The sequence below is a fragment of the Microvirga sp. CF3016 genome, from assembly GCF_036314085.1.
GTDB lineage: Bacteria > Pseudomonadota > Alphaproteobacteria > Rhizobiales > Beijerinckiaceae > Microvirga.
On the sequence record NZ_JAYGGM010000011.1, the window covers coordinates 70,607 to 90,966 of the forward strand.

The window sequence follows — 20,360 nt, forward strand, 5'->3', positions numbered from 1 at the left end:
AATGTTACAGCCAGCGCCGTACCCGCGAATGGTAGACACGGTAGCTATCGCCGAACTTGCGGTCGAGATAGGCCTCCTCGCGGGCCACGACGCCGTAGCGGATGACGATCACGAAGAGCACCAGCATGATCAGCAGCCAGAGGTTGTCGAATGCGATACCCAAGCCGATCAGGCCCAGGAACATTCCCAGATAGATGGGGTTGCGCGTGAAGCGGTACGGCCCGTTCTCGACGATGGTGGTGGTCGGCCGGTTGGTCGGGACGTTCGAACCGGCCCTGCTCATCGTCACGATGGCCCAGACGACCAGTGCCAGCGCGAGGACGAACACCGCTGTGCCGAGCCAGGCTGCAGGCACAGTGGCAGGAAGGAACGGCAAGGGCACGAGCCAGTGGAGCGAAAGTCCGGCCAGGACGGCAAGCCCCCATGCCAGCGGCGGCCGGATGAGGACTTGAGCTGTATCTGCCGTGTCAGCCATAGGACCGCAAATCCCGTGACGTTGTCCGAGACGCGTGCAGATTACCGCAAAACTGTCTTCAAAGCCCGGCCCATCATGTCCCGCGGCCCGCACGATGGGGACACAAGAGGAAATGACGGGTCTCGATCACCACGAAGGCGTCAGAGACGTCCGTCGGCGATCCGGTCCGGATCGGCCAGGGCATGCAGCAGCGAAGCGGCTGAATGGGCAAAGCGCAGGGTCACGGCCTTGCGGCGCGCACCGGCGAGCGGATGATGCGAGGCCTCCCGCACGATCGCCGCCCCAAAGCTGTCGGCAATGATCAGTCCGCGATCTTCCGGCAGGATGTCGAAGGGTACGGTTTCCGGGACGGCGAAATAGAACCGGTCGCAGAAATCCTCGTAATCGGGCCATTTCCGGTCGGCCCGGAAATCGGCCACGCTTGACTTGATCTCGATGATCGTGAGCGCGCCGTCGGGCGCGAGCGCGATGAGATCGGCGCGCCGGCCGTTGGCGAGGGTGAACTCAGGTAGGCTCACGTGGCCGAGTTGCGAGAACAGGCGGCGCACCCCGCGCTGGACGCCGGCGGCAACGAGCGATTGCCGGCCGTCGGCGGGCAGGACGATGGGACGGGACAGGAGGGCGGGCGAATCGGACATGGCGCCTAGGGTACCCCCTCGCGGCCGGCCCGCAACGGCTCCTTTGTCGCGCTTGCGACAGGCCTCAACGGCTCTGCGCTTCTCCGGTAGACTGACGGCGGCAGGTTCTCTCACACGAGTCGCGAGGCCGGACATGACACGCGAAAACCCGGACGATTGGACGATCCGCGTCATGACGCGCCAGGACCTGGACCTGGTGATCGGCTGGGCCGCCGCCGAGGGCTGGAATCCCGGGCTCAAGGATGCGGAATGTTTCCATGCGGCCGATCCGGCCGGATTCCTCATGGGCTGGCTCGGCGACGAGCCGGTCGCCTCCATGTCGGTGGTCCGCTACGGCGACACCTTCGGCTTTCTCGGCCTCTACATCGTCCGGACGGACCGGCGTGGGCGGGGTTTCGGCTATCGCCTGTGGCAGGCCGGCATGGGTTCCTTCGGGGACCGCACCGTGGGTCTCGACGGCGTCGTGGCCCAGCAGGACAACTATCGACGTTCCGGCTTCACGCTGGCGCACCGCAACGTGCGCTTCGGCGGCATTCCGCAGGTCGAAGCGCCGGGCCAGGAAGGCCTGCAGCGGATCACTCCTGCGATCACCGACGCCGTTCTCGCCTACGACCGGCCGTTCTTTCCTGCGCCGCGCGAAACGTTCCTGCGCTGCTGGCTCAACCCCGACGCACGCAGCGCCATCGCCTTCGTGGAAGACGGGATCATCAAGGGCTACGGCGTCATCCGAGCCTGCCGGAGCGGTTTCAAGATCGGGCCTCTCTTTGCCGACGGTGAGCGCGAGGCCGATCTCCTGTTCCGGGCGCTCGCCTCGGGGGCGAAAGGCGAAGCGGTGTTCCTGGATCTGCCCGAGCCGAACGAGGCGGCCGTTCGGCTCGCCACACGCCACAGGCTGTCGCCTGTGTTCGAAACGGCCCGGATGTATCGCGGCGAGAGGCCGGATCTGCCTCTGAGGCAAATCTACGGAATCTCGACCTTCGAGCTGGGATAGAGGATCGGGTTCCTCCGGGCGGAATGATCGCCCCTCCCCGTCATCACCGGCACAAGGCCGGTGATGACGGGGCGAATGCTTCGGACGACGTGCTAATGCAGCATGAGATGATGCGGCGACAGGTTCTCCAGCATGTCGCGCAGATCGTCCATGTGCGGATTGATGGCGAGCGCGATCTGAAATGCCGCGCGGGCCTCGTTGAGATGGCCGTTGCGCAGGCAGATGTTGCCGAAGCCGGCGATGGCGCCGAAATGGCGCGGCTCGAGCTGCAGGGTCTGGGCGATGTCGAGCAGGCTGTCCGCATCGCGCTTCTCGATGGAGGCGAGCGTCGCCCGCTTGTTCCAGGCCTCCGCCCAGCCGGGGTACTTGGCGACCAGGTGATCGAGCAGGGGCCTGGCGGTCTTGATCGATCCCGAGCCCATGGCCTCCACGGCCGCCGCCATGGTCTCCTCGGCCAGGCGGTCTTCGTGGGATCCCCACAGGGCCCAGATCTGATCCTCGATGTCCTCCACCGGACGGCTCGGCTCCGCCAGGGCCAGTTCCCGGAAGAGACCGGTCAGGCGGCGCGGCAGATCCGGGCTCGGCGCACGGGTCGGAGCCTCGAGGACGACTTGGAAAACCGGATCGAGCGGCAGAGGAGACGTCATGGTCAGGCTCACCGATCCTCCGTGAAAGCAGCAAGGCAGCGCGGCAAGGGGGATGACATAGCGTGGAAGCGCGGCACGGCGAGGGGCCGTTGGGCGGAGTTCGAGCGGTTCGCAGGCCTGCGAGGGGATCTTCCCGATAGGCGGAGATTGCGCCCGCTCGTGCCCGAGCGCACATTTTAACGGCCAAGCTGATCCCATTTGCCCAAAAATGCTCTAGGCTCTGGTAACGTCACTGAACCTATCGATTGTTGGAGTTGTCCTTGGGAGTTGTCGTAGAGCGCGACCCGCTGCGCCTGGCGTGGAAAACATCTCCTGTTCGCCATCTCGTCGGATTGAGCCTTCTGGCCCTGGCTGGCCTTCTGATCCTGATCGGCTTCGATCTGGTACGCCTCGTCGTCGACCGGGCGACCGGAGGAGCCGGCGGCTGGCCTGCGCCGGCGCCGTTTCTGCGGGTCGCCCTCAGCCCGCCGGCCGGTCTCTGGCCCGAGCCCATCGTCCTGTTCCCGGGCGTCCTGCTGGGGCCCGAGGCCTTCGCCCTGGCGTCGGTCGTCGGGATCCTGCTCATCCCGCTTCTCCTCGGCCTCATCCTGATCGGACTCGAGTGGCTGGTGGTCGGCATCGGCCTCAGGATGCTGACGAAAACCCAGTCGGCCGCCCTCGACGTGATCCTGAAGGTGCCCTCGGCCTCGCACGACGAGATCGCCATGGTGACCGCCCTGGCGGGCCGAGGTCTCGCCCGCGAGAGCGGCGTGTTGGGATCGAGCCTCCTCATGCCGGTGAAGCTGGCCGGCATGATCGGGCTTGCCTGCGCCTATGTCTTCGTCATGGACTGGCACCTCGGCGCTGCCCTGGCGCTGGTCCTGGGCCTGGGCGCCATCGTGAGCGCCCGCCGCTCCCTCCTGCGGTTCGACGCCACGGCCGCCCGGCACCGGGAGGGCGACGAGGCCGAGGGCGTGTTCGCGGACCTGGAGCACCGCATTCCCGCCCTGCGGGCCCACGGCACCGCCCCCTACGAGCGGAACCGGGTGCGCGAGGCCCTGGTCACGAGCCACCGGCCGGTGATGAAGCGGGAGTACCGCTTGGCCCTCGCGGAGGCGGGCTCCGCGGCCGTGCTCATGATCGCTCCCCTGTCGGTCCTGGCCGCGGGCGCCTGGTTCGCCCAGGAGCGTCCGGTGACGGCCGGAACGGTCGCGGCCTGCGTTCTGGCGGCGGCGCTCGCCGCCTACGGCATCCGGGAGGTGGTCCAGTGGCACCGATTGGCCTTACGGGCGCGGGCGCTGCTCATCGATCTGGGCAAGGGTCTGGTGCCGTTGAAGCTGCGCGCGGCCCTGAAAGGCAAGGCCGGCCTGCCCGAAAGTGGGGCGCTCCTGGCCCAGGGCGTCTCGGCCTACGACCCGGCGAGCGGGGCGCGGGTCGTCTCCGTCAACCTGAACCTCGCCTTCCCGTCCCATGTGGCCCTGGTCGGCGACGGGGATGCGGGCCCGCGGCTGCTCGCGGCCCTCATGAGCGGCCAGATCCCTCCCTCGCTGGGACGCATGACCTACGGCGGCATCGATCTCTCCGCCGCCGATCCGGTGGAACGAAGCCGGCGCATCGCCTTTGCCGGCAACACGGTCCTCATCGAGGGCAGCCTGAAGGACAACCTGCTCTACGGCGCCTCCGCGCCGGCGGGCGAACTCGACCACCGCCTGTCGGAAGCCATCGCGGTCGCGGGCCTCGACCGGCTGACCCATGCCCGCGGCCTGTCCGGGATCATCGATCCGGCACGGGAGCCGAAATTCGCCGCCGCCATCGTGGAAGCCCGCCGCGCCGTGCAGGCGGCGCTCGCCGCCGAGCAGCTCGACCGCTTCGTCGATCCCTTCAGCGCCGCCCGCTACAACCGCTATGCGACCGTCGGCGAGAACCTGCTGTTCGGAAAGCCCATCGGCGATTCCTTCCAGGAGGATCGCCTGGCGAGCCATCCTTTCGTCCGCGCGATCCTGGAAGCCAACGAGCTCACCAAGCCTCTGGCCCGGATGGGATTGTCGATCGCAACCAGCATGATCGAGATCTTCTCCGACATCCCGGACGGCTCCCCGCTCTTCGAGCGCTTCTCGTTCTTCTCGGCGGCGGACCGGCCTTACTTCCAGGATCTCGTCGACCGGAAGAACGAGCAGCGTCGCAGCGATCAGACCTCGCGGGACCGAGAACGCCTGATCGGCCTCGCCCTGCGCTACAACGAGAGCCGGCATCGCTTAGGGTTGCTCGAAGCCGGCCTGGAAGATCAGATCCTCGTCGCCCGCGCCGATTTCGCCCGCATGCTGCCGGTGAGCCTGAAGCCCTCGATCGAGTTCTACGACGAGGAGCGCTTCTGCGCCGCGGCCAGCATCCAGGACAACCTGCTCTTCGGACGCATCGCGGCCGATCAGGCCGGCGCTCTCGCGTCAGTGCAGGAGGTGACGCGTCGCGTCCTGACGCAGAGGGGCCTCGACGGCGAGGTCTCGCGCATCGGGCTCGACACGCCCGTCGATCCGCAGGGCGACGATCTCACCTTGAGCGAGGTAGCGGCTGTCGACCTGGTGCGCGGCCTCGTGCGCCGGCCGAGCATCCTGGTGGTGCAGCGGGCGCTCGACGGGCTGCCGGGACCTGCCGCCGACCGGCTCGTGGCTTCCTTGCGCCGCGCGCTCGTGGGACGCGGGCTGATCCTCGTGACGCCGTCAATCTCGCCGGCCATGGATCAACCGCCCTTCGACGCGGTTATCCATTTCGAGCGGGGCGAGCCGGTGATCGACCGCCGCGCCGGAATCCCGGAGGCGCTGAGTGCGTGATACAATATTTACCTTGACCTGCCGACCCGCTCGTGGGCAGCTTATTGATGTGCGCCAGCGCACATAAGCAGGGTTTTCGATTGGCCATGATCCTGAAATGATAAGGCGTGTTGCATCCTCTGACGCGTTGCGGGTCCGGTTCTGGGGCATTCGCGGCTCCACCTGCGCCTCCGGACCTCAATTCGTCGAGTTCGGTTCGCATACACCCTGCATCGAGGTCCGCTGCGGCGAGCGCCTATTCATTCTCGATGCGGGCACCGGCCTGTCCGCCCTCGGCAGCGAGCTCGGCCCCGCCGCCCCCGACAAAATCGACATTCTCCTCAGCCATCTTCATCTCGATCACATCAGCGGCCTTCCCTTCTTCAAGCCTGCCCTTCTCGCCAAGGAGCGGGTGATCCGCACCTATTGCGGCAATCTGGAGGGCGAGAGCGCCATGGAGCCCTTGAGCCGCCTCTTCGCCCCGCCTCTGTTTCCGGTGCGCCTGGGCCAGCTCCCGGCCCGCTTCGAACACCACGGCTTCAAGGCGGGCGAGCCCCTCATCCTGGACGACGGCGTGCGGATCGAGACGCATCTCCTCAACCATCCCGGCGGCGCCACGGGCTTCCGCATCAGCCACCGGGGCCGCAACGTCTGCTATATCAGCGACGTGGAGCACAGCGACATCTGGCCCGATCCGGGCCTCAAGCATTTCGTGCGCGACGCGGACCTGATGATCTTCGACGGCATGTTCTCCGATGCCGAATATTCCTATTGTCGCGGCTGGGGTCATTCCACCTGGCAGAAGGGCATCGAGCTTGCGCAAAGCGCCGGCGTGAAATCCCTGGCGATCTTCCATCTCTATCCCGGCCACGATGACGGTTTCTTGAAAGCCGCCGAAGCCGAGATGCAGGCCGTCATGCCCACCGCCTTCATGGCCCGCGAACGCCAGTCCTTCATCTTCGAGCCCGTGGAAGACGACCTCGACACGACTTGTGCAGAGCCTGCCCTGGCGCAGGCCGGCCGGGGCTGATGCTCCTTTTTCCAAGATCCGCGGACAGGACCTGATGGTTCCTTGAGATCGCGACATGCGGCGCGACGACGCCGGAGCCATTGCATCAAGTTCGGTATCTCAGAGACAACCCAACAATTCTTTGCCGCCGAACAACCTGCTAAGCATAACAATCACAAGGATTATCGTGGGGTCCATGGATGCTTTGGTTTGTCTGGAACTGCTAAAAACTATACGTTCTTTGATAATATAACTATCACTAATGACTATGGTTAATTTCCTTTCCGTTATGTAATTCGCCTGATAGGGATGCTCTCCTAAAACAAGGCTGGGGGCATTCATGGCTTGGCGAACGGTTGCATTCGATCCGTCGACGATCACGGACGGGGACACCAGTGACGGCATTCTCGTGATCGACGGTCTGCGTTTCAAGGTGACCGCCCCGGGCGCTTGGAGCTTCGGCGTCGCGAACGGCCGCCTGACGTTCTCCGAAGATCCTGCCTACGGCGACCAAGAGTTCAAGATCGAGGTTACGGCCGTCAACGGCAATCTGATCAAAGCCCTTTCAGCCGATGTGCGGTATGACGGAACGCCAGCGGTTCAAGACGTTTACCCAGCGTCGCTGGGCATCTCGAACTCCATCGCAGGCACAACGATCGGGGACAGTGATTTCTCCCCCAATCGCTTCGAGAACGGAGAGCAATGGACCCATGTCGACTGGGATCCCGCGTACCCGTTCACGACGTCGCCCATCGTGATCTACGATTACAAAATCAAGCCGGAATTCACCAATCCGACCTCCTCCTTCTGGATCGACAATCTCGTGGTCGATACGGATACGCCACCTCCTGACGCCGTCGCCCCCACGGTGAGCTCCATCACCCGAACCGGCGCCGAAGCCGCCAATGGCAGCTCCGTCAGCTACACGGTGCAGTTCAGCGAGTCCGTGATCGGCGTCGATGCGAGCGATTTCCTCCTCACCGCCACCGGAACGGCGGACGGCGTGATTTCTTCCGTTTCAGGTTCCGGCACCACCTATACGGTCACCGTGAGCAATCTGACGGGTTACGGCACGCTGCGTCTCGATCTCAGGAGCACGGGCACCGGAATCAGGGACGTCGCCTCCAATCCGATCGGCTCCGGCTATTCCGCTGGCGAACAATACTCCCTCGCGAACGACGCACCGGTCCTGGTCCCGAGGGCTCCCACGCTGAACCCACTGACCGACACGGATGTCAACTGGGTCGGGCAGGCGGTCTCGAGCCTCCTCGGCTCGAGCGTGTCCGATGTCGATGCCAATGCTTTGAGAGGCATCGCCGTCACAAGTTTGGCATCAGGCAACGGCACTTGGCAGTACAGCACGGACGGTGGAGCATCCTGGGACAATATCGGTGACGTCTCGGTCGGCAGCGCTCTGCTGCTGCGCCCGGCCGATCGTGTCCGCTTCGTGCCGGACGGAATCAACGGCACCGTGGCGAGCTTCTCCTACCGGGCCTGGGACCAGACAGGCGCTACGTCCGGGCAGCACGGCACCAAGGTGGACGCCACCATGGCGGGCGGCAGCACGCCGTTTTCAGCCGCAACGGATACCGCCACCATCACGGTCACGGCCGTGAACGATGCCCCCGTGGCGAGCACCAGCGGCGGGGCAACCCCCTTCGCTGATGGCAACAATTCTGCCTCTGCGCCCGTGGTCGTCGATGCCGGACTGGCCCTGTCGGACAGCGACAGCGCCACCCTTGCCAGCGCCACGGTGAGCATCGTCGGAAACTTTGTGTCAGGTCAGGATAGCCTGGCTTTCGTGAACAACAATGCGGCCAGCTTCGGCAACATTGTGGGGAGCTATAATAGCTCTACCGGCGTGCTCACGCTCACTTCGGCCGGCGCGACGGCAACGGTCTCCCAATGGCAGGCTGCGTTGCGCAGCGTCACTTATCTCAATACGTCGGAGACCCCGACCGATGGCACGCGCGTCGTGAGCTTCACTGCCGACGATGGAGAAGCCAGCAGCAATTCCACCACCAAGAACGTCATCGTCACCAGCACCAACGATGCACCGGTTCATCATGTACCCGCCGCTCAGGCCATGGCTCAGGATGCAAGCCTGATCTTCAGCGGCTCCAACGGCAACGGCATCACGATCTCGGATTCGGATGTGGGCAGCGGAACGCTGGACGTGACCCTGACGGCTGCCCAGGGCCTTCTGACGCTGGGGGGCACCACGGGATTGACCTTCCTCGCCGGCGACGGGGCTGCCGACGCGACGATGAGGTTTCAGGGGAGCCTCACGGATATCAACAATGCTCTGGCCGGCATGATCTTCACGCCCCATGCCGGCTATTACGGTCCAGCGAGCATCCAGATCGACACGAGCGATCTGGGCTCGTCCGGCTCCGGAGGAGCGCAGAGCGACAGCGACATCGTTGCCATCCAGGTCGGCAGCCTGGAGCCGAAGATCACAGCCGTGAACGTCACGAACCTGGACGGCCGCTACAAGGCGGGCGATACGCTCTTCGTGACCGTCAGCTTCGATCAGGCGGTGACCGTGAACACGGGCCCAGGCACGCCGACTCTCCTGCTGGAGACGGGGGCCGTGGACCGTCAGGCAACCTATGTCTCGGGATCCGGCAGCGCCATTCTGACCTTCGCCTACACGGTGCAGGAAGGCGATGTCAGCGCGGATTTGGACTACCATTCGACGGCTGCTCTCGTCCTCAATGGCGCAACGATCCGGAACGCCGCTCAGGACGACGCGATCCTGACGCTGCCCGTGCCCGGCGGCGCGGGTTCCATTGCCGGCCGGCATGCCATCGTCATCGAAAATGCCGCGCCTCCCTCCAATCCTGGCCCGGTGGTGACGCCCAACGTGGGTGGCGGTGTGGACATCACGCTTACGGATCCGTCGCAGCTCACCGCGGCCCTTGGAACCACCGGCATCGATCAGGCGATCTATGGCGGCTCGGGCACGGTGATCCTGCCGGACAATATCGAGAACGTCACCCTGACCGGCGGCAATGCCCATGCGCAGGGCAACGCCCTCGGCAACGCAATGCGGGGCAGCGCCGGCGACAACGTGCTGGAGACGATGGCGGGCAACGATTGGGTCCACGGCGGCAACGGCCGCGACACGGTCGATGGCGGCACAGGCAGGGATTACATCTTCGGCGGCACCGGCAACGATTGGGTCCGGGGAGGCTCCGGCAACGACACGCTCTACGGGTACAAAGACGACGACAGGGTTTCCGGCGGATCGGGCAACGACCTCATGTCGGGCAGCGCCGGCAGCGACACGGTCAGCGGCGGCTCGGGGCACGACACGGTCAATGGCGGTTCGGGCCACGATTCGGTCCATGGCGACGCGGGTCGCGATACCGTCACTGGTGGTATCGGGAACGACACGGTCAATGGCGGCGCCGGCAGCGACACGCTCTATGGCAATGCAGGGCGCGACGTGTTCGTATTCGACACCAGACTCGGACGGGACAATGTCGATACGATCAAGGACTTCAACGTCGCGAACGACAGCCTTTGGCTCGACGATGCGATCTTTACCCGGCTCGGTACGGGCACCAGAGTCGAGCCGAGCGCGCTCAAGAGTGGGTTCTTCGTGGTCGGCTCCCGGGCGCGGGATGCGGACGATTATGTGATCTACGACCGGGCCACCGGGGTGCTCAGCTACGATGCGGACGGCTCCGGCGCCAAGGCCGCCGTGGTCTTTGCCCGGCTCAAGAAGGACCTTGCCCTCTCCCACACGGATTTCTTCGTCATGTGACAGGCGGGGGCAGGGTACGGCTGAAACCTGATCTGGAGCATCCGCCCCGAGGCCGGGTTGCACTCTTGGGACTATTCGAGCGGCAATCCCTCTGACGGCGCATCGTCCGGAAAACCGGGTCCATTTTTCCGTGCGATGCGCTAAGGTGCCTGCCCATCCATCAGGCAGGCGCTTTCATGTCAGCTCCCATCCTCGTCACTGGTGCGGCCGGCTTCATCGGCTTTCACGTGGTGCAGCGGCTTCTGGCCGACGGCCATCAGGTGGTCGGCGTCGACAGCTTCACGCCCTATTACGACGTGAGCCTGAAGGAGGCCCGCTTCGGGAACCTGACGCCGCACAACACCTTTCTGGGCGAGCGCCTGGACCTGTCCGACGCGCAGGCGACCCGCGATCTGTTTCAGCATCACGGCTTCGAAAAGGTGATCCACCTCGCGGCCCAGCCGGGGGTGCGCTTCGTCGATCCCCAGCCCTATGCGGCCTCGAACCTGATGGGGTTCATGAACATGCTGGAAGCCTGCCGGCATGGCGGGATCCAACACCTCGTCTATGCCTCATCGAGCTCGGTCTACGGCGCCAACCGCAAGCTGCCCTTCTCCGAGCACGACACGACCGACCACCCAATCAGCCTCTATGCCGCCACCAAGAAGGCGAACGAGATGATGGCGCATTCCTACGCGTCCCTGTTCGGCCTGCCGGCGACGGGCCTGCGCTTCTTCACCGTCTACGGGCCCTGGGGCCGCCCCGACATGGCGGTCTACAAATTCACCCATGCCATCGCGGAGGGCCGCGAGATCCAGGTGGCGAATGCCGGAAAAGTCTGGCGCGACTTCACCTACGTGGACGACATCGTGGAGGGCATCGTGCGGCTGGTGGAAAGGGCGCCCGCGCCCGATCCCGCCTGGGATGCGGAGCATCCCGATCCGGCCATCAGCCCCGCGCCGCACCGGGTCTACAACATCGGCAACGACGCGCCCGAAGAAGTGAACGACCTCATCGCCCTGATCGAAGAGGCGCTGGGCAAGAAGGCGAGACGCGTTGACGTGCCGCTGCCGCCCGGCGACGTGCTGGAGACCCGCGCCGACGTGACGGACCTGCGCCGCGACGTGGGCTTCGCGCCGTCGACGTCGCTCAAGGAGGGTGTGAAACGCTTCGTCGAATGGTATCGAGCATACCACAGGGCCTAAAGCGATCGGCCCGCTCTGGTGCGTCATGGCTCTTGTTCTGCTTCCCGTTCTCGTTGGCGCGGCGCTTCTGTCCGCTCTCCTCATCCTCGTTCTGAAGCCGCTTCTCATCCGCTATGCCCTGGCACGCCCGAACGCGCGGTCGAGCCACAAGATTCCGACGCCGCAAGGAGGAGGGATAGCGGTCGTCGCCGCTGCCCTGGCTTTGGCGTCTGCTGCCATGATCGCGGCAGGTCTGCCCCTGGCAAACTTTCTGACGGTTGCTGCGGCAGCCATCACGCTCGCCTTGATAGGAGCGGTCGACGACATTCGCCCCTTGCCGGCCCATATGCGCCTTCTCCTGCAGATCGTGGTTGTTGCCGTTGTCGTCATAACGAGCGGAATCCGGATTTTTCCGAGTTGGATTCCGCAGAGCGTCGAACAAGCAATTCTCATCTTCGGCGGCGTCTGGTTCGTGAACCTCGTGAACTTCATGGACGGGATCGATTGGATCACGGTGGCCGAGATGGTGCCGATCACGGCCTTCTTTCCCGTCGTTCTGATCGCGGACCTGAACATCTCGTCCGATCACAGTTTGGGTGCTGGTGCCATCTGGACCGCGACGGCTCTCTGCGGCGCCCTTCTCGGCTTTGCCCCCTTCAACAAGCCCGTCGCCCGGCTCTTCCTCGGCGATGTGGGCTCGTTGCCGATCGGTCTTCTCGTCGGCTGGATGCTGCTTGAACTCGCGGGCACCGGTGCGCTCGCCGCGGCGATCCTGCTGCCGCTCTATTACCTGATGGATGCCACGATCACGCTGCTGCGTCGCCTCGCCCGCGGTGAAAAGGTCTGGGAGGCGCATCGCAGCCATTTCTACCAGAAGGCCACCGACAACGGCTTCTCGGTCCTTCAGGTCGGCGCCCATGTGTTCGGGCTCAACCTTGTCCTCGCCGGCCTCGCCGCTATGACCCTTGTCTGGCCCTCGGGCGCGGTGCAGATCGCGGCGCTCGTCGCAGGCGCCGTTCTCGTCGGCCTGGTTCTCAGGCGTTTCTCAAAGCCCAAGCCGGAGGTTTCCCGATGAATGCACCCCTGATTGCCCTGACCGGCGCCACGGGTTTCATCGGGCGGCATCTCCTGAACGAGCTGCCCAAGCGCGGCTACCGGGTCCGGGTGCTGCTGCGCCGCCCGTCCGAGGTGCCGGCCGGCGCGTCGAGCGCGGTCATCGGCGACATCGCCTCCCCGCACAACATGGCGGCGGCGTTGCGCGACGTGGACATGGTGATCCATTCGGCCGGTCTGGCGCATGCCATGTCGGGGCGGCCGGAGGACGATTACCGGACCATCAACACGGAGGCGACCGTCAGGCTCGCGCAAGCCGCCGAGCGGGCCGGGGTGAAGCGCTTCGTGTTCCTGTCGTCGATCCGCGCCCAGACCGGCCCCGTGGCCGAGGACGTCGTGACCGAAGCCCGGGAGCCGCAGCCGACCGATCCCTACGGCCGCTCGAAGCTCGAGGCCGAGCGGGGCCTCTCCGCCCTCGGGCTCGACTGGGCGGCCCTTCGGCCCGTGCTGGTCTACGGGCCCGGCGTGAAGGGCAACATGGCGGCCCTCCTGACCCTCGCGCAATCGCCCTGGCCCCTGCCGCTCGGCGGCCTGAGCGCCAAGCGCTCGCTCCTGTCCCTCGACAACCTCGCGGCCGCCGTGGATACGGTCCTCAGCGCACAGGGACCCTTGAAGCGTCCCTTCATCGTGGCCGATCCGGAGCCGGTCACGATCCCTGAGATGGTCACGGCCTTGCGCAAGGGTCTGGGCCGCGCACCGGGGCTCGTGCCCGTGCCGTCCTTCCTCCTCAAGGGAGCCGCCGCCCTGGCCGGCCGGGGCGAGGCCTATGAGCGCCTGGCGGGGTCCCTGGTCGCGAGCCCCGAGGCGTTGCGACTTCTGGGCTGGCAACCGGTCAGTTCGACGCGAGACGGGCTTGCGGAGCTGGCACGGCAGGCGGGGGCGCGGGCTTCCGGCGCTTGAACTCGGGAATGGCTTCCTCGAACACGTGCTCGGCCAGGGCGCGGTCGCCGTTCGCGAGGGCGCGGTCGAGCATCTGCAGCCACTGATCGACCCGGGCGCGGTCGGCGAAGATGGGCTTGGCCGCCATGACGCCGTCGATGCCGATTTCGGTACGCGGCTCCTCGCGGGCGAAGAGGATCTCGTGCAGCCGCTCGCCCGGGCGCGTGCCGGTGACGGCGATCTCGATATCCTCGCCCGGCTCGTAGCCGGCGAGCCGGATCATGCGCTCGGCCAGCTCGTAGATGCGCACCGGCTGGCCCATCTTGAGCACGTAGACCGAGGCGCGCTCGTCCCCGTTGGTGCGTTCCGTCAGGGCGCGGCTCTCCTCCGCGTGGGAGGCCGAGGTGAGCACCAGGTCCGCCGCCTCGCGGGTGGTCATGAAGTAGCGCACCATGTCGGGATGGGTGACGGTGATCGGCCCGCCGCGGGCGATCTGCGCCTTGAACTTCGGCACCACGGAGCCGACCGAGCCCAGCACGTTGCCGAAGCGCACGGCGATGATGCGGGTGGCGCCGTTGCGGCCCATGAACTCGGCATCCAGCGCCTGCCCGTACATCTCGGCGAAGCGCTTGGTGGCGCCGAGCATGGAGACCGGGTCGATGGCCTTGTCGGTGGAGATCATCACGATGGTGTCGGCGCCCGCCTCCACGGCCGCATCGGCCACGTTCACCGAACCGAAGACGTTGGTCTTGATCCCTTCCGTCCAATTCTTCTCGAGATAGGGAACGTGCTTGAGGGCGGCCGCGTGGAAGACCACCTCGGGCCTGAACTCGTTCATCACCTCGCGCACCCTGTCCCGGTCGCGCACGTCGGCGATGACGCCGTCCACGTTGGTGTCGCTCGACAGGAGCGTCGGGTTTTCCAGAATGTGATGCAGGGACGGCTCGGAGCTCTCGAGAATCAGGAGGTCGCTCGCCCCGAAGGCGACGACGCGGGTGCAGATCTCCGACCCGATGGAGCCGCCGCCGCCGGTGACGAGCACGCGCTTGCCGCGGATGAAGGTTTCGAGCCGCTTGCGGTCGATCTGCACGGTCGGGCGCAGGAGCAGATCCTCGATCTCCAGGGGCGCGAGCTCGGCATCGCGCATGCCTTCCCCCAGGCTCGTGACCCGCACCAGCGGCAGGCCGAGGCGGCGGGCGCGGGCGAGGAGCATGTCGGGGTTGGCCTCCGGCATCAGGGCGCTCGGCGTCGCCAGCAGGCGGCGGATGGGCGTGCCCCGCTCGTGGAAATCCTGGATGACCTGGTCGAGATCGGCGAAGGTGCCCAGCACCGGCACGCCGCGCATGGACTGCCCGAGATCGTCGGCCCGGTAGGAGAGAATGCCCTTCGGCTGCGTCTTCTTGACCGTTCCGGCCTCGATGGCCCGCAGGACCACCTCGACGTCGCTGCCGCGCCCGAGCAGCAGGGTCGGCGTGCTGGCATCGCGCCCGAGGGTATGGCGCGAGCGGGCGTATTTGAGATAGCGGAAGGCGAGCCGCGGGCCGCCCAGCAGGAACATCTGGATCAGCCAGTAGAGGGCGATCGTGATCTTGCCGAAGAAGAAGGTGCCTCGGAACTGCGGCGAGACGAGAACGTAGTCGACCACCAGCAGGGCGACGGCCAGGATGGTCGCGGCCCGGAAGATGTTGAAGAGATCCGGCAGGGACGCGAAGCGCCACTTGGCGCGATAGAGCTGCGAGAACCAGTAGACCACGCCGGCAAAGGCGATGAAGGGGGGCAGGAAGAGCGGCAGATGGACCAGCCGGTCGGACAGGAACGGACCTTCGAAGCGCACGTAGAAGGTCGCGAGGACGGCGACACCCGTCATCACGAGATCATGTACGATGATAAGCGCTTTCTTGAGACCCTGCCGATTCATAGCCCTGCCATACCCCAGCTCAGGGGTATCCGCCGGGCTTATGGCTTTGTCAATGTAAGACCATCACAGGGGACCTGCGCGCAAACGCCCTTATCCGATGCCTGGCAACGGGCTTTCCGCCGCCACCAGGAGAGTGCCCGAATGCTGCAGAAGCCGTGCCCGGATGCCGAAGGTTGCGGCGAGCCGCGCCTCGGTCAGAACCGTGTCCGGCGGACCGACGGCTTCGATTTTCCCCTGATGGAGCAGCACGATGTCATCGGCGAAGCGGGCCGCGAGGGTCAGGTCGTGCATGATGGCGACCACCGTTGCGCCACTCCGCGCGCGGGCTTTCAGGATTTCGAGGACGACGAGCTGATGGCGCGGATCGAGCGCGGCGACGGGCTCGTCGACCAGCAGCATCGGCGCCTGCGTCGCGAGGGCGCGGGCCAGGAGCACGCGGGCGCGTTCGCCGCCGGACAGGGCCGTGGCGGGCCTGTGCGCGAAGTCCTTCAGGCCGACCGCCTGAAGCGCCGAGGCGACCGCCTCCCGGCCCGCTTCGGTCAGGCCGTCGGGCTGCTCTCCGTGAGGCAGGCGGCCGAGCGCGACGACGCTCGCCACCGGCAGAGGCCAGGCCACCGAACCGCCCTGGGGTAGATAGGCAATCGCCCTGGCCCGTTCGGAAGCCCGCATCCGGGCGAGAGACGTCCCGTCCAGGGTGACGTCGCCCTGGGATGGCTCCATCAGCCCGGCGAGAGCGCGCAGCAGGGTCGTCTTGCCGGCCCCGTTGGGACCGACGATCACCGTGAGGCGCCCCGGCTGCGGCACCAGGTCGATCCGCACGAGGGCGCGGCGGGCGCCGAGATCCACGGTCAGCGAGTGCGCTTCGAGACGCCTCATGCGGGCGTCTCCACCAGCTCCGCCTTGCGCCGGGCGATCACCCAAAGAAAGAACGGAACGCCGAGCAGGGCCGTGAGCACGCCGATCTTCACCTCTGCCGCGGAAGGAATCAGGCGCACGGCGATGTCGGCGGCAAGCAGCAGGGCCGCGCCGGCAAGCCCTGCCGGGACGAGGGTGCGGGCCGGGTCGTAGCCCACGAAGGGGCGCACGAGATGGGGCGCCACGAGGCCGACGAAGCCGATGGAGCCGGCGACCGCCACCGAGGCTCCCGTGCCGATGGCGGCGCCGGCCACGATCAGGCCGCGCAGGCGCGCCACATGGATCCCGAGACTCCGGGCCGTGTCCTCCCCGAGCGCGAGCGCCCGCAGGCCCGGGGCCGCCCGCAGGATCAGGGCCGAGGCCAGGAGGATGAAGGGGGCGGCGAGCCACACATGGACAACGGACCGGTCCTCGAAGGAGCCCAGCAGCCAGAACACGATCTCCGTCACGGCGAAGGGATTGGGCGAGAGGCTGATGGCGAGCGACGTGCCTGCCCCCGCGAGAGACCCGACGGCAAGTCCCGCGAGAACGAGCACCACGATGGTGGCGCCCCGTCCCGCGACCGCCACCACCAGGGCGATGGACAGGAGGGCTCCCGCAATCGCCGCCAAGGGCAGAGCCCAGGACAGGGTGCCGATCAGCCCGGAATAGATCACGAGCACCGCCCCGAAGGCCGCCGCCTGCGGGGCGCCGAACACCGCCGTATCGGCCAGCGGGTTACGCAGCAGGCCCTGCAGCCCCGCGCCCGAAAGACCGAAGATCCAGCCGATCAGCAGGGCCAGCAGCGTGCGCGGCAAGCGGATCTCCCGCACCACGATGCTGGCCGCCCCCTCGTCCGACACGAGCGCCGTCAGCGCCGCGGGCACCGTGATCGGCGCCGGGCCGACGACCAGCGAGGCGAGGCTCAAGGCCGCCATGAGAGCGATCAGGCCGGGGATGAGAGGCGTGATGAGGAGCGACCGGGCGAAGGACATGCGAGGGACCGGATGGCGGCTTCGTTGCGTCCTTCGATAGAGCATGAAATGCGACGATGACAAACATCCGTGGGGATCGTCGCGGCCCCACCCTCGTCCGCCCGGGAATGTCCCTGCTGCTGGTCACACCCTCTGACGTCATGGCCCGGCCTGTCCCGGGCATCCCGATGCTGGGGAGCACGGCGCCTCTCGGATTGGGATCACCGGGACAAGCCCGGTGATGACGTGGGAGGGTATGGTCAAGGCTCGTGATGTTATGTTCTCACTTTGTTCTTGACACAGGGTTGCATCTGAGCTATACCCTTGTGCAGATCGGTTCCTGCGAGGGGCGCGCTCGCGAGGCGTTCGCAGTGACGGGAGCCGGCACGGTCCCGCGGCAGGCCTCGCACGCCTGGGAGCGCAGGAGGCCGACCTTGGGTGTCGTCCCAGCTGGTCCGCCTGAAAAGAACCGTGCGCGAGGCGCCGTCCGGCTCTTCCATCTCCCACCATCATCATCGAGCCGGGCCGCCTCTCGCGCCACCCTCGATCGTCCTTCCGGCTCAGGGCTCACCGGCCCTGGGCCTGAAGGTGCTGGCCATTTTGAAAGGAATGCCGGTTCGATTGTCCCGCGCTCCGTGGTACGAAGCACCTCGACGCCACGACATTCCCAAGCGAGAGAGCGGCATGAACCGATTGTTCGCCAACCTGCCCACCACCGTGTTCGAAGTCATGTCGAGCCTTGCCCGGGAGACCGGCGCGATCAATCTCGGCCAGGGCTTCCCGGACGATCCCGGTCCCGAGGACGTGCGGCGGGCGGCGGCGGATGCGGTGCTCAACGGCTACAACCAGTATCCCTCCATGATGGGCATCCCGGAACTGCGCACGGCAATCGCGGCCCATTACAAGCACTGGCAGGGGGTCGACCTCGATGCGACTACCGAGGTGATGGTGACCTCGGGCGCTACGGAGGCGCTCGCGGGCGCGATCCTCGGCATCGTGGAGCCGGGCGACGAGGTGGTGCTGTTCGAGCCCATGTACGACGCCTATCTACCGCTCGTGCGGCTCGCCGGCGGCGTGCCGAAATTCGTCACCCTGCAGCCGCCCCATTTCCGCCTGACCGAAGAGGCGCTGGCGAAGGCCTTCTCGCCCAAGACCAAGGCGGTGGTGTTCAACAACCCGCTCAACCCGACCGCCACCGTGTTCTCGACCGAGGACGTGAACCTGCTCGCCGCGTTCTGCCGCCGGTTCGACGCCATCGCGATCTCGGACGAGGTGTGGGAGCACGTGGTCTTCGACGGCAGAAAGCATCAGCCGGTGCTGGCGCTGGAGGGCATGCGCGAGCGTTCGGTCAAGATCGGCTCGGCGGGCAAGATCTTCAGCCTCACCGGCTGGAAGGTGGGCTTCGTCTGCGCCGCGCCCCACATCATGAAGGTGCTGGCGAAATCGCACCAGTTCCTCGCCTTCACGACGGCCCCGAACCTGCAGGCCGCGGTGGCCTACGGGCTCGCCAAGGACGATGGCTACTTCGAGGGCATGCGCGAAAATTTCGCCCGCAGCCGCGACCGCTTCACGGCGGGCCTGAAGACCCTCGGCTTCGACGTGATCCCGAGCCAGGGCACCTATTTCGTCAACATCGACATCTCGGCCCTGGGCGAGACCGACGACGTCGCCTTCTGCCGCCGGCTCGTCCTGGAGCACGGCGTCGCGGCGATCCCGGTCTCGGCCTTCTACGCGGAAGGGGCGGTGAAGACCGTGGTGCGCTTCTGCTTCGCCAAGAAGGATTCCACCCTTGATGCCGGGCTGGAGCGGCTGGCGAAGGCGATCAAGGGAGCGGCCTGAAATCCTTCTGGCTTGGCAACAACTTGGACATTGTTTCTTCGCTCGGAATTTCCTAGCCTGCCCCCGTTGCCACTCTCATCCCAGGAGGCCCACCCCTGATGTTCCGTCTTCTCGCCTCGGTTGCTCTGACCCTTGGTCTTGTCACCGCCGCCGCCGCCCAGGAGCGCGTGGTCAACGTCTACAACTGGTCCGATTACGTGGACCCGAAGGCGCTGGACGAGTTCACGAAGCAGACCGGCATCAAGGTGGTCTACGATACCTACGACAACAACGAGATCGTCGAGACCAAGCTTCTGGCCGGCAAGTCCGGCTACGACATCGTCGTGCCCTCGGGCCCCTTCGTGCAGCGCCTGATCGGCGCCAAGGTGTTCCAGAAGCTCGACAAGACGAAGCTGCCGAACCTCGCCAACCAATGGCCGGACGTGACGCAACGTCTGGCCGTATTCGATCCCGGCAACCAATATGCCGTCAACTACATGTGGGGCACCACCGGGATCGGCATCAACGTGAAGAAGGTGAAGGAGATCCTTGGGCCTGACATGCCGCTCAACACCTGGGACCTGGTGATGAAGCCGGAGATCTCCTCCAAGCTGAAGGCCTGCGGAATCTACATGCTTGACTCACCCGAGGATCTCTTCCCCGGCGTGATGGCTTATCTCGGCCTCAATCCGGATTCGAAGCGCGTCGAGGACCTGAACAAGGCGGGCGACGCCCTGTTCCGCATCCGCGGCAACGTCCAGAAGTTCCACTCCTCCGAATACATCAACGCGCTCGCCAACGGCGATATCTGCGTGGCGGTGGGCTATTCGGGCGACATGATCCAGGCCAAGAACCGCGCCGAGGAAGCCAAGAACGGCGTCGAGGTCGGCTACGTCATCCCACGGGAAGGCGCGCTGATGTGGTTCGACAGCTTCGTGATCCCGGCGGATTCCAAGAACGTCGCGGAGGCACATGAGTTCATCAACTTCATGCTGCGTCCCGAGATCGCCGGCATGAACACGAATTTCGTGTCCTACGCCTCCGGCAATCTCGCGGCCAAGCAGCACATCGACAAGGCGATCCTCGACAATCCCGGCATCTATCCGGACGAGGCCACCATGAAGCGCCTCTTCACCAACACGGCCTATGACGAGCGCTCCCAGCGCACCGTCACCCGGCTCTGGACCCGGGTGAAGACCGGCCGTTAATGCGCCGCTCAGGTTCATGTGCGCATGTTGTGTGTGCTCGCTAAGCTCCGCCTATGGGCGGGGCTTTTTCGTTTG

At 66.1% G+C, this 20,360-nt stretch carries 15 protein-coding genes; 9 read left to right on the top strand and 6 right to left on the bottom strand.

The window, feature by feature from the left end:
- Positions 1 to 4 precede the first annotated feature (4 nt).
- Both VB672_RS16930 and VB672_RS16935 read right to left on the bottom strand, forming a co-directional pair.
- A complete protein-coding gene (locus VB672_RS16930) occupies positions 5 to 475 on the bottom strand; it encodes a methyltransferase family protein (RefSeq protein ID WP_329785373.1) in 471 nt (156 codons plus the stop codon).
- A 140-nt stretch (positions 476 to 615) separates the two neighbouring features.
- Entirely contained in the window at positions 616 to 1,113 is a 498-nt protein-coding gene (locus VB672_RS16935; RefSeq protein ID WP_329785374.1) for an MmcB family DNA repair protein, read from the bottom strand.
- A 133-nt stretch (positions 1,114 to 1,246) separates the two neighbouring features.
- On the opposite strand from VB672_RS16935, the gene VB672_RS16940 reads away from it, so the two are divergent.
- Complete coding sequence (locus tag VB672_RS16940; RefSeq protein WP_329785375.1) at positions 1,247 to 2,104, top strand: GNAT family N-acetyltransferase; 858 nt, start codon at positions 1,247 to 1,249, stop codon at positions 2,102 to 2,104.
- A gap of 92 nt (positions 2,105 to 2,196) precedes the next feature.
- Here the strand turns inward: VB672_RS16940 and VB672_RS16945 are convergent, their stop codons facing one another.
- Complete coding sequence (locus tag VB672_RS16945) at positions 2,197 to 2,751, bottom strand: tetratricopeptide repeat protein (RefSeq protein WP_329785376.1); 555 nt, start codon at positions 2,749 to 2,751, stop codon at positions 2,197 to 2,199.
- A 260-nt stretch (positions 2,752 to 3,011) separates the two neighbouring features.
- Between VB672_RS16945 and VB672_RS16950 the strand changes: the two genes are divergently transcribed.
- The 6 genes from VB672_RS16950 to VB672_RS16975 all read left to right on the top strand — a co-directional run bounded on the left by VB672_RS16950 (position 3,012) and on the right by VB672_RS16975 (position 13,494).
- Entirely contained in the window at positions 3,012 to 5,558 is a 2,547-nt protein-coding gene (locus VB672_RS16950) for an ABC transporter ATP-binding protein (RefSeq protein WP_329785377.1), read from the top strand.
- Between the two features lie 97 nt (positions 5,559 to 5,655).
- Positions 5,656 to 6,567 (top strand): MBL fold metallo-hydrolase, encoded by a 912-nt coding sequence (locus VB672_RS16955; protein ID WP_329785378.1) that lies wholly within the window; start codon positions 5,656 to 5,658, stop codon positions 6,565 to 6,567.
- Positions 6,568 to 6,886: 319 nt separating this feature from the next.
- On the top strand, positions 6,887 to 10,318 hold the full coding sequence (locus VB672_RS16960) for a hypothetical protein (RefSeq protein WP_329785379.1): 3,432 nt from the start codon (positions 6,887 to 6,889) through the stop codon (positions 10,316 to 10,318).
- Between the two features lie 176 nt (positions 10,319 to 10,494).
- Positions 10,495 to 11,502, top strand: coding sequence for an NAD-dependent epimerase (locus tag VB672_RS16965; RefSeq protein ID WP_329785380.1), 1,008 nt, complete (start codon positions 10,495 to 10,497; stop codon positions 11,500 to 11,502).
- Positions 11,503 to 11,527: 25 nt separating this feature from the next.
- Positions 11,528 to 12,556: a glycosyl transferase gene (locus VB672_RS16970; protein WP_329785381.1), complete on the top strand. Its 1,029-nt coding sequence runs from the start codon at positions 11,528 to 11,530 to the stop codon at positions 12,554 to 12,556.
- Positions 12,553 to 13,494: an NAD-dependent epimerase/dehydratase family protein gene (locus tag VB672_RS16975; RefSeq protein ID WP_329785382.1), complete on the top strand. Its 942-nt coding sequence runs from the start codon at positions 12,553 to 12,555 to the stop codon at positions 13,492 to 13,494. Before VB672_RS16970 ends, VB672_RS16975 begins: the two co-directional genes overlap by 4 nt.
- On the opposite strand, the gene VB672_RS16980 is transcribed toward VB672_RS16975, so the two are convergent.
- From VB672_RS16980 to VB672_RS16990, 3 genes are all read right to left on the bottom strand, one after another.
- A complete protein-coding gene (locus VB672_RS16980; RefSeq protein ID WP_329785383.1) occupies positions 13,427 to 15,391 on the bottom strand; it encodes a nucleoside-diphosphate sugar epimerase/dehydratase in 1,965 nt (654 codons plus the stop codon). The two genes, VB672_RS16975 and VB672_RS16980, sit on opposite strands and share 68 nt — an antisense overlap.
- 90 nt (positions 15,392 to 15,481) lie before the next feature.
- Positions 15,482 to 16,267, bottom strand: coding sequence for an ABC transporter ATP-binding protein (locus VB672_RS16985; RefSeq protein WP_329785384.1), 786 nt, complete (start codon positions 16,265 to 16,267; stop codon positions 15,482 to 15,484).
- The gene (locus VB672_RS16990; protein WP_329785385.1) at positions 16,264 to 17,280 is read right to left on the bottom strand and encodes a FecCD family ABC transporter permease; all 1,017 of its coding nucleotides are present in this window, start codon (positions 17,278 to 17,280) and stop codon (positions 16,264 to 16,266) included. Before VB672_RS16990 ends, VB672_RS16985 begins: the two co-directional genes overlap by 4 nt.
- A gap of 663 nt (positions 17,281 to 17,943) precedes the next feature.
- On the opposite strand from VB672_RS16990, the gene VB672_RS16995 reads away from it, so the two are divergent.
- Both VB672_RS16995 and VB672_RS17000 read left to right on the top strand, forming a co-directional pair.
- On the top strand, positions 17,944 to 19,098 hold the full coding sequence (locus tag VB672_RS16995; protein ID WP_329785386.1) for an aminotransferase: 1,155 nt from the start codon (positions 17,944 to 17,946) through the stop codon (positions 19,096 to 19,098).
- 98 nt (positions 19,099 to 19,196) lie between these two features.
- Complete coding sequence (locus VB672_RS17000; protein ID WP_329785387.1) at positions 19,197 to 20,285, top strand: polyamine ABC transporter substrate-binding protein; 1,089 nt, start codon at positions 19,197 to 19,199, stop codon at positions 20,283 to 20,285.
- Positions 20,286 to 20,360 lie beyond the last annotated feature (75 nt).